Source organism: Leptolyngbya sp. FACHB-8, assembly GCF_014695575.1.
Taxonomy (GTDB): Bacteria; Cyanobacteriota; Cyanobacteriia; order Elainellales; family Elainellaceae; genus Vacuolonema.
The window spans coordinates 38,059-52,145 of sequence record NZ_JACJOO010000077.1 but is presented as its reverse complement, the minus strand read 5'-3'; the positions used below and the strand labels follow the sequence as shown (position 1 = coordinate 52,145).

Sequence of the window (14,087 nt, the reverse complement as noted above, 5' to 3'; positions counted from 1 at the left end):
CAATAAAATTACCTCTGTGATGTGGATGCTTTGCCCGCTTTGCGGGCAAAGCATCCACATCACAGGTAAATTCTTACGCAGAAATCTCCTCAGTTCTCGATTAACTGAAAGAGCGACTTAGAGTTGAGCCTGTTGAATTCGTTCTTTTAAAGACTGGAAAAAGCTTTCATACTTGCCCTAAGATAGCTTACTGCCCATGATCCTTTCAATAAACACCCACCCAAATAGAGCCCTCAATAAGGGCCTGTGCTTACACAGCTCCGATCATCCTTTCAATTTCTTGGAGCTTATTTTTCAGAGCTTGCCTCAATTCCTCTAATTGGTCTTGCTCAATTTCCTGTAGCTCAATAGATTGAATGGTTTTGATTGCCTTCTCAGCTACTTTAGGTTGTTTGACCTTAGAGTTAGTTGTTTGATACTGCTTTAAAGTGTCTTTTACTAAAGCTTTAGTCTGGCTTAGCGGCAGCTTTTCTTGAACAACTTTTTCTGATACTTCCAATCGAATTGAGCGAGCTTTTGACTCACTCACCTCTAATAGCTCCGCTGTCAGCTTGTTCAACTCTCGGGCTTTACTACTTTCGAGTCCTTCCGATTTGATAACCTGCTTCAAATCTTCTGGTAGATCTAGTAAAGGAAAGATGTTGTTACTAATGGATACTGGATGGAGTTGCAGCCCCAGAAGGACAGCAAAAATATCTCGTTCTTCTACCTGCTTAAATCCAACTGATTCAAGCCATAGTTCCTGCTCTTCATGGTTTGCAATTCTAATTTCCGATAGCTTTGATAACTGTCCACCTCGTTCAAGCCTGCGAATAACAGACTTAAGGGTTTTAGGAATTGTTTTTTCCTGATCCTCAAAGTAAGGATAGCGGTGAGTAATGAGCCGGACCAGAGCCGCCGCCAAATCTAGATCATGTAATTTTTGAGAGTGAATACTGGTAACCAATTGTCCCTCAAAAATATCTCCTTCATCTACTGCTTCTTCTAGCAAAAAGACGGCCTTAAGAGTTTTCCAACCCAACAGGCTAGCAGCTCGCCACCGCAGCTCCCCCTCAAATAAAACGTATCGTCCGTTGGCTTGAGGAACAACAATGATTGGAGTTTTCTGGCCATGCCGGGTCAAACTCTCTGCTCTTTCTTGAATCAGTATTTTCGGAAAAGTTGCTCTGGGTTGGTTGGGATCAGGCTCAATCAGACTAAGGCTAATTTCATGGGTTCCGCCTGTAGCTGCAAGCTGGCTTGTTAATTCTTCTATTTGTTGTTCTAGAGCAACTTTTTCCTGTGAGCTTAATGTACCTGACCGGAGTTGAGTGAGCTCGGCCTCAAGCTCTTCAACTCGATTCTTTAACTGGTGAACTTGATGAGATTGCCCCGCCTCACCAAATAACTGCTTCATACCGACTGGTTTGGGTGCTGCCATCTTCTATTCCTCCGTCATCAACTTCACTAAATCATTCACAATCGGGTTGAAATCTTTCACCGCATTACTACCCGGGCGGTATAGATGAAGTGGCAAACCAACTCCACAGGCTTTGATGTAGTAATTTGACTCCCTGATATAGGGGAAACAGCGAATTCCCATTTGTTCAATTAAAGCTGGCAATGTTTCGCTAGTGTCAATGTCTTTTCTGGGTTTTCCCTTTTTGTCTAGCCCTAAAATATCTCGATGGGTTCCAACTTCGTAGAGATCAACTCGCGTTGGAACAAATCCCATAATTTGAGGTTCGGGCTTTAATCGCAAATCATTAATTTTGCTGTAGTACCACTCCAAAAAACCTGCAAAGCTTCCAGTATCTTTGTACTCTGGCTTGATGGGTACAAGAACATGGGTACTGGCTGCTAAAGCTAATAAGCCCATCGGTTCTAAAGATGCAGGAGTATCAAAAATGACCAGGTCGGAATTAATGGGATAGTCATCCAATCTGTCTTTGAGGCTATAGTGGCGGCGATCGTAGAGATAGACCTCTCGAATACTTTCTTCTAGTGCTTTTCCTCCCTGAATTGCCGTTACCGTAGAAACGTGGTTAGTCCATAGGGGAGTGAGCGGATAGTTACCATCGAAGCTTTTTTTAAGCACTGCTGCAACAGATTCTTCATATGAAGCAGAATCAAGCCGTGCAAATATACGTAGTGAGGCGTTTTGATCTAATTCGATCAAGGTTACTTTATAGCCTTTTAGCCCTACTGCGTAGGCTAGATGAACGGCCAATGTTGTTTTACCTGAACCTCCGGCATTACTCGCGATTGTCAACCGAACTTGTTTTTTTGCTGTCTTTTTTCTCATAGAACCTAAAAGGATTGCTGTAGCGAGTGAGCTAACATCCGCCAACATGAAACTGTGCCTGGCAGGCGAGACTAACGTTAGTCCACAAAATTTATTGAGTGCAATACTAAATCACAGGTAATTGCAAGAAAGCTATGTTTGCACTACCCAGGCACTTCAGAAGCTTAGAACTACAGTAAAAGGCATGGGAGCGTTACGTTAATGTGGACTAACGTTAATCCACAAATGAAATTATAGAGCTGCTAGGCGATCGCACTTACACAAAACCGATCAAGTTTTTTGATCTTATGTGGGTACTGCTTATAGTCACGTTACATAACACGATGTGAAACTAAGGTGGTTGCATGAAAATTTTGTTAGGTGCCACTAAGCAATACATACGTCCTGGCCCTGGTGGGATATTAATTTACGTTTTCAACCGGTGATGTATCATTGCCCTTTTCTGCTGTGTAAATGATTCACTGACTATTCATTACCAGAGGATGACCCTTACCCCCTAGGGAGTTTGCTCTAACTTCAGGTGATTGTGCAGCCATCGCCTACAAGCGTTTCAGAAGGTGATGAATAATCCAGGCTAGAAAACTTTGGATAACGTGGTGCTTCAAACCCACATAGATTGGAGATTTTCGTGAACAAGAATCGGGCTTGGCTGCATCATATCGAAACGCTACACACACTCAACCCAAACGTGCGGATGCTGGTAGTGTGTGCGCGAGTTGGGCCAGATTTATAGATCTATCGAAACTCAGCACCAAAAAACAATTCTGCTTGACTTTCCCGACCACCTGGCTAATCTCTCCCGTTACCATCGTGCAGATCATCTCTTTGAACTTAGGGGAGTATTGGCGCACCTCTACGCGCTATCGAAGCCTTGCAAGATATTGATACTCTGGTTGCAGTTATCCCCCCTCGAGTTCAATCCCCAAAACCTGGTAGTAATACCTCACGAAAGCGATAGCTACTACCGGTTTAAGTATCTCCATAAACGGCGATCGCAGATTCAGGTTCCTCTGCCCCACTCCATTTCACCCCGCATTCAAACCCAAATTCAACAACAATTTTCCTGGTTCTACAGCAATGTGCGGGTTGATTAAGTACGGTGGTGTGGGGCACTTCGTGCCCCACACCACCGTTGCTGTACTTAACGCACTCGCACGTTGCTATATCAAACCTTTTATCCTGGTTTCTGGCCAGTAAAATTCGGCAAACCTATCAATGAGTTATTGCTCTAGACGGATGAATGGGTTGTAGTGAAAGGGATACAAGGTACCCCTTTCACTACAACCCATTTATACAGTTGAAATATAAGCTTGCTAAAGCTACCAAGGACTACCAATCATCGTAAAGGATGCCCAGAAGTAAGGATGAGTGAGGTCAATAGAAGTATCAGCAATGTCAGAAGGAATGGAAACGACTGCGCCTCGTGTGGTGATCAGTTGGTTATCGGTTAATTGAATTTCGCCACGTAGCAGAGCCAGCTGCGTTTGTCGTAAGGCTTCGGAACGAGTTGGGGCTTCCTGGAGTTGTTGATAAAACTCGCTCATAAAAGCCAGCGTACCCGTGTCACTCACATACCAGAGGCTAGCCAGCACCGATCGCACCCCAGCCTGCACAGCCAGACCACCAAACCCAAGTTCAGCCTGTTCATCTCCTAGCGCCGTTTTGCAGGCACTCAGCACAAGCAGTTCCACGGCCGGACTGTTGAGGCGCAGATCCCGCAAGGCATCCATGGGTAAGCGGCGATCGCCAAATTGAATAAAAGAGTTTTCCAATTGCCCCGGCAGAAACTCGGCATGAGTGGCTAAGTGCACAATGCTGTAGGGCCGCTCGTATCGGCTCTTGAGCAAATTTACCTCAGTGAAGTCTTGATTGAGATAGGCCACGCTATTGGGTACGGCTGCTGTGACAGCCTCCAGTTCAATAGGAACAGCAGGTAAGGGCTGCAAGGTATCAAACTGGGATGCCCCCATAGCCAGAATAGGCACCTGGCGGAGGTCGTGGTACTGGGTGTCCGTAAGACTGACGCTAGGCATCAGACCGATACTGTAACGTTCAATCAAAAACTGCTCACCATCGTAGAGAACCGAGAGGGGGAGCGATCGCAATCCCGTATCCAAAATAAACGCAAGATTGCCAATGTTCTGAGTTTCTAAATTCGCTTCTAAAGGAGCAATAAGCCATTCATAAAGCTGCTGGGCAGGAACTCGATAACGGTTCGATTGCAAGCGGTTCGGTGCTGTAATTTCATTGATGAGCTGTTGTCGTTGCTGGAGCACCATGGCACGGGTGACGCCTTCTACACGATGCCGCACCACATCTCCGCTGGGCAGTACCAGAAGTAGTTCTAGCTCATCACTAGCTTGGGGTTGTGCTGTGAGTAGGGGAGATTCAGTGGAATTAGGCTGTCCCAGATAGTTGGTGATTTGCTGGGACGCGATCGCCTCACGTTGGGCGTAGCCATTGGGCAGGGAAATGCTCGTGGAAGCAAAGCTGATATAGATCAGGGCAGGGGGAATGCCTGTCTGATCTGCCAGGGCTAGCAATGTGTCTCTAGTTGCCGAGATCTGAGGATACTCCAGGGGTTCGTCCGTAATGACTCTGGGCTCATTGCCTCCTCCACCGCAATCTCCCGTGTCAGAACAATTAATACGGGGCAGGCGGGGCCGAGGGCCAGACGGAGGGCCAGACGGAGGGCTGGAATATTCCGTTAGGATTTGCACATTGCCACGGGTCTCACTACCAGGAATGGATTCGCCAACCGCAAAGGTATTTACTCCATCGGTAATCGCTCCTACACTCCCATTCTCCCCAAAGTTCTCGCCAATGACGAAGGGGGTATTACCGTTGCCGCCATGGAGAACGGTAATGGCACCACCACCCTGACCACCCGTGGAAGAAATGCTGCTGACGACCCCATCTCGATTTAGCGTCGAACCGGTTGCCCGGAAAAATCGACCCACTGTAATATCGACGGTGCCACCGATACCTCCAGCACTTCCATCAGCGTTGATGGAGTTAACTTCTATGTCGCCACCCTCTGCTGTAGAGGTTAAGGTAATGGCTCCTCCGTTTCCCGAATTCGCTGACGATGAGTTGGAAGCCGAATTCAAGAAACCTGTTGTACTGTCTCCGTCAGCGGTTAGGCTGATGGCTCCACCATCTCCTGCTGTGCCAGAGCGGGATTCTGACGAGGAGTTTAAGTTGTTGGTCGTAATGTTGCCTCCAGCATTGAGGATGATTGCCCCTCCATTGCTTGCTGTGCTGATGAAAAACGCACCAGAATCGGAAGAGAGTGAGGATGAATCTATACTTTCTGTTGTAATGTCGCTACCTGCTGTGAGGGTGATCGCGCCTCCGTTTCCTGCGCTATAGCGCGGACGGGAGTAAGTGTTCAAATTCCCCGTTGTGAGGGTGCCACCGGCAGAGAGGGTAATCGCGCCTCCATTCCCGGCGGCTGAACTGGTATCGAGAGTGGTGACGTTGATGTTAGCCCCTGAAATCGTGATATCCCTTCCAGCAGCAATAATTGAGCTACCTTCATTCATCACAAAGTCACCCACTCCAGAGTTGTCGGCATCGGCTCTGAAGGTAATGCTTCCAGTTGTTCCAATCCCAAAGCTAGCCTGAAAGGTTATTGCTCCATCATTCAGTGTATTGACGGTGATATCGTTACTCGCCTCCAGAAGAACATTGGTACTGCTTGCTAAGGCTTCTAGAGCGCCTTCTGAAAGGGTGAAGGATGCCTCAGGGGAATCTGTAAAGAGAACCTGTCCATCAAGGATTTCTGTATCATTATTGCTATTGCCCCCGGTACCGACGCCCCCCGTACCATCAACAATGGTGATATTGGTAGGGTCAAGCAACAGGGTACCGAGTTGACCGTTGACGGCTGTCAAATCCGCCTGACCATTAAACAGCAAATTTTGGGCACCCGATACCTCCACAAACCCGCCATCACCTGAGATAGCTCCACCTCGAGCGGAAACCGTTCCAAGGAATTGAGTTGTGTCATCTGCCCAAATGATTGCCCGTCCCCCATCCCCCTGACCGGAGGCATCTACGGCGATCGCCGAATCCTGACTGACGTAGGTACGCGAGGCATTGAAAACATTACCCTGGCCCTGGTAGTCACCGCCGATGCGGATAGTGCCGCCATTTGTGCCGGAGGCGTTGAGGTTAGCGTCGAGGAGTGCGACGCGATCGCCCAACACATTAATCTCCCCGCCCGTCCCCGCCGCATTCAACGCTCCCGCTACCAGCGTTGTTCCATCTTGCACAGGCACATTCGCGCCACCCAACCGAACCGTACCATCCGGGTTCACTGTAATTTGTGAGGCAGCGGCTACATTGCCACCTGTCAGTAGTTGGGGAAGCGATAGAGGTGTGAGATTTACAGGATTCAAAGCGGCATCCCAGGTACCATTGACCGCTTCTAATTCCAGACTGAGCAGGTTACCTGACTGGCTCAAGCGCACTCGGTTCTCACCGGGAACAGCTGCTAAGGTAATGGTGCCACTGGGTGCGGTGAGGGTGCCCGTATTAGCTACGGTTCCTCCCAGTAAGGTGATACTTTCACCGGAAGGCACCCTGAGGTCAGCGAAGTTAACAATACTTCCGCTATTAGCTAACGAAAATGCAAAGCTATCGGGATTACCCACCAAATCAGCATAGCTGTTGTCGCCAAAGGCATTGAACCAGTTGTTACCGAATCCCATCCCGTTGGCTGTGGTGGCCAGGAATGACCCGGATAAATCCAATCGAGCATTGGGACCGAAGACAATCCCAGCAGGGTTCATCAGATAAAGGTTTGCGCCATCCTGCACTTGAACTAGGCCATTCAGGATGGAAGCATTACCTCCAGTGACCCGTCCTAAAATATTCTCAATACCAGGTTGTGTGAGAAATGTAGCAATTTCATCGGTACTCAACCCTAACTGCTGAAAGCTGTGAAAAAGATTTTCCTGAGTGCGGGTGCCACCAGTAATGGTATAGCGATCGCCTTCCCGTATAATTTGCGTCCCAGTTCCGTCATTAGCAGGAGTGATGGATTGTGCGAGCAGTGGGACAGGAGTCAACAGTAGAACGAAGATCGAAATGGGAAGCGATCGTCTATACATTACAAAACCCATACTCTAGGTAGACGCGAAGATGGCTGAATTTATCACTGAAATGAGCAGTTCCCAACGAATGCTTCTAAATAATTTATGATTGCGAAAAAACTTATGATGAGTTCCATTTTCATCAAGTAGCTCTCTTCATTAGCAGAAGCAAGCCCTTACAGCCCTGGTCGATAGCCTTTAGTATTCGTGTGCTAGTGCCGTGCTTCTCTATACCAAGGCGTTAGCAGCCAGCTTGGTAGTGATAGTGATGCGATCGCTCTCGATTTGCTCATAAAGTGGATTTGTGTAAGCCCTATATCTCTAATGCTGAGAACTGTCTTCTTGGTCACCCTACGAAACACTTTCAATTTAGAGAGCGCTTCCTGCTGGCTATTCCTCTGGGATTTCGATATCTGCTACTGCTTGGCGATCGATTAAGGCTTGAAGCATTGAGAGCTGCTGTTCTAATTCTGTAAGTACTTCCCGTCGCTGGATTCTTGACCTCCAATCGCGATATTTTTCACTACCTGCTTTGCCCAAGTGCTGATTCTTATATTCAGGATTCTTGCTGCTGAGCTTGTAGTAGAGGTACTTCCCCTTAGGCACAGGACTAATCCAGACATTGATGGGAGCGATACTGCCAGACCTCCGGATGCCATGAATAAGTTGAAGAAGCCGTGCGCGTTCTGCTTCTAGATGAGGGCTACCCATTTCTGCCGATTTACAGTTAGACCGACAGAATTATAGAAATTTAATTGCTAGTGTGATCGCCAGAACGTTACAAGATGTTTTAAAGGTCGTTTTTCCGTGCGTGAAACGCGCGAAAAAATAACCTTTAAAGCAGCCCCTAGTACGCTGAGGCAGAAATCCATCACCTATGTTTTGTGTGGGGTGCTTCGCACCCCACACAAAACATAGGTTGCGAACTTAGGCCGCAGCCTACTAGTTTCATATGCAGCGCTTTTCAAGTGCTTAGAATTTAATTGTTTTTGTGAGAGCCGTGCCGCGCACGGCTCTCACAAAAACAGCCGTGGCTGATTCAAGCGCAAAGCGCTGTAAGACCTTTAATCCAACTGCTCCGTTGCCTTAAGAAAAGCTCGTTTGGCGGCCAATTTATTCTTGCGATTGGTGTAGCGTTTGAAACTGCGAATGTCTCGGTGCCGCGATAGTTCCATCGCTAAAGCTGTGTCCATTTCCAATTTGACAATTAAATTGGTGCAGAAGGTATGCCGCCCACGGTGTGCATGCAAGTCAATCCCTGTGTACTCAGCCAGTTGTTTCATGACCTCCTGCACCCCCCAGTATGTTAACCGTTGCCCTTTGCTCCGATTGGAGTTGGAGATGAATAAGGGGCTCTGTGGTAGAACTTCCTGTCCTGTTGATCGTGCTTGAACTTGCCGTTGATGGATGTAAGCATCTAAATCAGTTCGTGCCTGCCGAGTGAGTGGCACTTCTCCCACACTATTGTGTTTTGCTTCTCGAACCACAACCTGCGACCCATCGTAATCCTCAAAGTTGAGGTTGATGGATTCCTCTGCCCGCAAACCATGTAGCAAAACCGAGAATAGTGCGCGATCGCGCACTGGGTCACGACTGATTTCTGAAATGGCTGTGTAAATCCGCTCAACTTCGTCATCTTCAAGCTCCTGGGATTGCGCCTCCGGAACCTTCTCCTGTTTCACGCCCGTTGTCGGGTCATGAGAGAGGTACTCTGACTCCAGCATCCACTTATAGAAGGTTTTCAGTGTGCGCAAAATCCGGTTGACCGAATTAGGAGCCAGTTGCCGCTCTTGCAAGAGATATTGCTTGAACTGTGCTACCTGTCTTCGGGTAACAGCGACCCAGGTCTGTCTTGTCCAGTCCATAAAATACTGCAAGTCTCGGCGGTAAGCTTTCTCACTCTTTGGCTTGAGCGATCGCGCTGCGATGAACTCATCCACCTTCACCTCTCTGAGATCCTTCGGAGACTCCAAATTAGTAGTCGGGGCTCTAGGAGTTTCTTTGCCACCGGTCAGCGACACAATTATGGGATCAGGAATAGTTGTGCGTTTCATGGCGATCGTTAGATAACAACAAGTGACTGCTAGATACTCCTCTCCTCTTGATTAAAGCGCGAGATGAGGAGAACGAGAATGAAGACGTGTAGACAGACCTAGCTAAGTAAAAATACTTATTCTTTGAGTCACTATTCTCGACATGGAATTATTATCCGGAATATGATACTCATCAGACAAGTTACAGCGCTTTGCGTTTGAATTAGCCACAGTTATTTTTGTGAGGGCTGCGCTCCGCGCGGCCCTCACAAAAATAACCAGATTTTAGGCGCTTGAAAAGCGCTGTAAGTTGCGAAATCAGGGGATGCGATACAGTCGAGGCAATATTTACGTTTGAGGTTGCTATGCTGTCGCCGTTTCCAGGTATGAATCCTTGCCTTGGAGGCTATCTCTGGGTAGATGTTCACAATGCCCTAGCGAGTAAAATTCGGCAGCAATGGGTATCCCATCTGTGACCCCGTTATACGGCATGATTAGAAATTTACATGGTAGAAGACATCGCTCCAGAAAGTGAAATTGGTATCCTCTATCCAAACGTGGAAGTTTTGCGTGTAATGTCTTCAGCAGGGGGACAGATTGCTGACATTGCTGATAAAACTGGAGGACCGGAGGGGCGATTGGTTTTCATCACAACGGTCCCTTTAACCCTGCCGATGCTTGCTCCCATTGATATTCGGATTCCAATCGTCGAAATTCATGATGCGGCCAATAGTATGCTAGTAGGCTGCGGCCTAAGTTCACAACCTATGTTTTTGTGTAGGGTGCGAAGCACCCTACACAAAAACATAGGTGATGGATTTCCGCCTCAGCGTACTAGTCTCTTGTATTAAAATTCTTTCACCCGTCAACAAACGAGAACTCGGATTGACACGAGGCGTTCACGGCTATTGATGAGGAAGCGGCTTATGATTTATCCATTAATGACCGTTAGACTCCGCCACCAACTTTCTCCGAATCGGAGGGCTAGTGGATGGATCGGCTTCTTACACCACTGCGCGACGTGAAATAACAAGGGTTAATCAATATGGCAGCATCTATCTCTGAAGCGATGATTCGGCATCATACAACGGCAAATTCCTGGAACCAGGGAGAAGATTACTACCAGGGGGGAGCCGTTACCGATATTGTGCAAAGAGGAAACACCATTTCTGCTGAGGTGGAAGGGAGTGATGTTCGACCCTATCGCATTGATATTCAGCTTGATGCAGGGGGTGTCAAATCTGCTCATTGTAGCTGTCCCTATGTTTACGAAGGCTGGTGTAAACATATCGTAGCGGCGGCTCTAACCTCGGTGCGCCAGCCCAAGCGCATTCAACAACGGCCTACATTATCACAGCTTCTGGATCGCCTGGATCATGTAAAAACTCAGCAGTTAGTACAAGCGTTAGTCGAGGAACAACCCACACTCATTGATGTCATCGATCGCCAGGTGACGCTGCTATCAGCATCGGCAGCACCGGCTCAGACAACGCCAGCGCGTCGGCGTGCATCGTTCGATACGACTCCTTTTCGGCGGCAGGTGAAGCAGATTTTGCGAGAAGGCGTGCGATGTTTGGAAGATGGCTATGACGATGATCCCTTTACCGATGCCTTGCTGAACGTTGTTGAGAAAACCTTGAACTTTGCCAGAAATGGTGATGGCTATCATGCGATCGCCATCTTGTCTGCCATCACAGAAACCTATGTTGGGGAATGGGACGAGCTTTGTGAGTATGGTGGGGATTCCTTTTCAATTACTGACCCTTTGGATGAGGCCTGGACAGAGGCGATCCTCAGTACGGATTTGAATGAGTCAGAAGCCGTGGATTTGGGCGTCATGCTGGATGAATGGCAGGATAGCCTGGATGCAGACTTCTCGATGAGCCTTGCAGCCTTGCAGCAGGGCTGGGACGACCCAGAACTTCAACGAGTACTGAACCAAGGCCGTGGGTATTCTGACCCAGCTCGACTGGAATCTTCTTTCGGGCAAAAACTGGCTCAGATTCGACTGCAAATTTTGGATCGTCAGGGACGACAACAGGAGTATTTGAACCTGGCGCGGGTTGAAGGATTAATCCTGCAATACCTGACGCGATTAGCGCAGACGGGCCAGATTGAAGCGGCTATGGAAGTGGCTCAGGAACGGATGACGACAGCGGAGGAAGCCTTTGCTCTGGCGCAGGTATTGCGGGAGGGTGAACATTTAACAGAGGCGTTGGCGATCGCCCAAGCCGGTCTTCCTCTGACAGGCAATTGTTGTTACACCCTGGCAGATTGGACGAGTAATTTGGCAGAAGGTATGGGAAATTTGTCTGTTGCTCTGGAAGCTAGTATTCGAGCGTTTCAGTTGCAGCCGAACTTCTCTGATTATCGACGGGCTGCCCATCTTGCAACGGATCAGTGGGAGTGTATTAAACCAGATTTGCTCAACATGCTACGGCAATCTTCCGACTGGCAGAACCGGGAAGCCAAGGTTGATATTTTTCTGTATGAGGGACTACTGGATGATGCGATTCGTGCAGTGGAAACGGATACCTACTACCGCTCTGAATTGCTATATCGGGTGATGCAAGCAACGACATCCACCCATTCGGATTGGGTCATTAAAACGGCACGTAAACAAGCAGAGCCGATTATGTCACAGGGAAAATCCGATCGCTACCAGGAGGCGGTGAAGTGGTTACAGCAAGCCAAAACTGCCTATGAGCAATCAGGGCAGAAATCGACTTGGACTGATTACTTCAATCGATTGCAAGTGGATTACGGCCGTAAGCGTAAGCTGATGGATTTATTCAACCAATTGCGGTAGCTCGACATGGCAAGAAGCTTACCGGATAAATGTTGAAAGTGTGCCATGCTATCAGCCGAGCAGTCTCAAGTGCTGCACGGAGCGGATGGTTATGGATGCTAGAATCCATCCGTTTGTATAGCCGCAGATCTTAGGTGCGGCATCGCGATCGTGTCGACCAAACGCGCAGTTGTAAGCGGAAGGAAAAAGAACCTGAGCTACGATTTAAGTACTCAGATCTGACAGTTTCTTCTAATTTTTATTAGACGAAAGGAGTAAGTTTTTATTTCTTAGGAACACATACAAATTATAGCGCTGTGCGGGTTGATTAAGTACGGTGGTGTGGGGCACTTAGTGCCCCACACCACCGTTGCTGTACTTAACGCACTTGCACATTGCTATAAAATAAAACCTGGATTATATAGAAAGCGCAGCTCTGCTGTATTTGCTACATATAATTCAAGGTGTTAATAAATTGGCTCTTCTAAGTGAACTGAATGAAATGAGGAATTAGAACGTGATGCAATTGCAAGAGGGGATTTTCTCAATCTCCACCGGAGATTTTCCACAGGTTGTTAAAGTATGGGAAGCCTCTGTTCGGGCAACCCATCATTTCCTTACTGAATCCCATATCCAATTTTTTAAACCTCTGATATTTGATGCACTCTCTCAGATAGTAGAGTTAGATGGTGTACGGAATCATCAAGGAGAAGTTGTTGGCTTCATTGGTGTAGTCGGAAACAAAATCGAAATGCTGTTCATTGATCCGGCATGGCACGGGCAGGGGATTGGACGGCAGCTCATTCAGCATGCCATTGGGACGTTGGGCGTGACAAAAGTGGATGTGAACGAACAGAATGAACAGGCAGTAGGGTTTTATTTACGAATGGGGTTTGAAATAGAAGGGCGATCGGAGGTGGATGGCATGGGTAAGCCATTTCCTCTATTACATCTGCGGTTAAGGAATGGATAGGTGAAATGTCTCGTGGTGTTGACAACATAAGGTAACGGCTTTGCTTACAGCATAACTGCTGTATCTTCTGCTCGACCTACGGTTGCCTTGTACAATTAGTTAATCGCTCTCCTGAATTACGGGAGGAGGAAAACGGCACACGAAATGCCTTGTTTCTAGAGTGTTTTGGGCGTATGAAGTATGCCTAAAACGTTCCTCTGTAATCTACTCAAATTGGGAGTTAAGGGGCGTTTGAATTTCCGGAATATTGGCAGCACTGACACCTTCTACGAGGGTGCGATTTAGCATAGGGTTATTGCGATGGGTAAAGCCAGTATCGCTATCAGGATGGAATACAACGAGGGCAAGACCACTATTTTTAGTGCGAAATTTGTGGGGACTATGGCAAGGAATTATAAAGAGCATGCCGGGTTGGAGTTGCACAATGCGATCGGGTGTTTCGGCTTCCCCAACTCCATTGAGGACGACACCAATGCGATCGCTGGGATGGGTATGCATCGTTTGATCACAACCTGATGGGAAATAGAGAGCATTAAGGCAGGGTTCACCGGAGCGCATCGGCGGAATTAATACACTGTTGGCTCCACCATCAATGTAAGCAAAACGTCCCCTGGATTCGACGGGTCCTCCCATGCTAAACATCCCTTCGGCATTCAAGCAGGTAATCACCATCCCACAGGAGTTTTCGCCGCCAATACTACCCTGACCGGGTAAGCAAAAGTACATGTCGGGGTACAGTGAGAAGGTTTGTCCTGCCCAATGACGCTGAAGTTGCGGATTGCCCTGATAAACAAAGCCCCAATGAGTTCCATCCCCAGGAAGTTCGACGACATTGTTCTGCCAGGTTGTCAGGGTTAGGATTGGACTGAGGTTCTGAACTAGGGTTTTCTGAATTGAATGGATATCCATA

Annotated in this window: 10 protein-coding genes; 4 read left to right on the top strand and 6 right to left on the bottom strand. The window is 47.8% G+C overall.

Annotation, left to right across the window (positions count from 1 at the left end):
* Positions 1-250: 250 nt before the first annotated feature.
* On the bottom strand, positions 251-1,396 hold the full coding sequence (locus H6F91_RS21780; protein ID WP_190789471.1) for a ParB/RepB/Spo0J family partition protein: 1,146 nt from the start codon (positions 1,394-1,396) through the stop codon (positions 251-253).
* Between the two features lie 27 nt (positions 1,397-1,423).
* Positions 1,424-2,332, bottom strand: a complete 909-nt coding sequence (locus tag H6F91_RS21775) for a ParA family protein (RefSeq protein WP_190773557.1) — start codon at positions 2,330-2,332, stop codon at positions 1,424-1,426.
* Positions 2,333-3,177: 845 nt separating this feature from the next.
* Here H6F91_RS21775 and H6F91_RS21770 point away from each other — a divergent pair.
* The gene (locus tag H6F91_RS21770; RefSeq protein ID WP_190789470.1) at positions 3,178-3,378 is read left to right on the top strand and encodes a hypothetical protein; all 201 of its coding nucleotides are present in this window, start codon (positions 3,178-3,180) and stop codon (positions 3,376-3,378) included.
* A gap of 225 nt (positions 3,379-3,603) precedes the next feature.
* Here H6F91_RS21770 and H6F91_RS21765 read toward each other — a convergent pair whose 3' ends face one another.
* The 3 genes from H6F91_RS21765 to H6F91_RS21755 form a co-directional block, all read right to left on the bottom strand.
* Positions 3,604-7,401, bottom strand: coding sequence for a CHAT domain-containing protein (locus H6F91_RS21765; protein WP_190773555.1), 3,798 nt, complete (start codon positions 7,399-7,401; stop codon positions 3,604-3,606).
* A 372-nt stretch (positions 7,402-7,773) separates the two neighbouring features.
* The gene (locus tag H6F91_RS21760; RefSeq protein WP_190773554.1) at positions 7,774-8,094 is read right to left on the bottom strand and encodes a hypothetical protein; all 321 of its coding nucleotides are present in this window, start codon (positions 8,092-8,094) and stop codon (positions 7,774-7,776) included.
* Positions 8,095-8,447: 353 nt separating this feature from the next.
* On the bottom strand, positions 8,448-9,437 hold the full coding sequence (locus H6F91_RS21755) for a tyrosine-type recombinase/integrase (protein ID WP_190773553.1): 990 nt from the start codon (positions 9,435-9,437) through the stop codon (positions 8,448-8,450).
* Positions 9,438-9,922: 485 nt separating this feature from the next.
* Between H6F91_RS21755 and H6F91_RS21745 the strand changes: the two genes are divergently transcribed.
* From H6F91_RS21745 to H6F91_RS21735, 3 genes are all read left to right on the top strand, one after another.
* Entirely contained in the window at positions 9,923-10,267 is a 345-nt protein-coding gene (locus H6F91_RS21745; RefSeq protein ID WP_190789469.1) for a hypothetical protein, read from the top strand.
* A 194-nt stretch (positions 10,268-10,461) separates the two neighbouring features.
* On the top strand, positions 10,462-12,225 hold the full coding sequence (locus H6F91_RS21740) for an SWIM zinc finger family protein (protein ID WP_190775634.1): 1,764 nt from the start codon (positions 10,462-10,464) through the stop codon (positions 12,223-12,225).
* 499 nt (positions 12,226-12,724) lie between these two features.
* The gene (locus tag H6F91_RS21735; protein WP_190775635.1) at positions 12,725-13,177 is read left to right on the top strand and encodes an acetyltransferase; all 453 of its coding nucleotides are present in this window, start codon (positions 12,725-12,727) and stop codon (positions 13,175-13,177) included.
* Between the two features lie 204 nt (positions 13,178-13,381).
* On the opposite strand, the gene H6F91_RS21730 is transcribed toward H6F91_RS21735, so the two are convergent.
* Complete coding sequence (locus tag H6F91_RS21730; RefSeq protein WP_190775636.1) at positions 13,382-14,086, bottom strand: cupin domain-containing protein; 705 nt, start codon at positions 14,084-14,086, stop codon at positions 13,382-13,384.
* Between the last annotated feature and the right edge of the window lies 1 nt (position 14,087).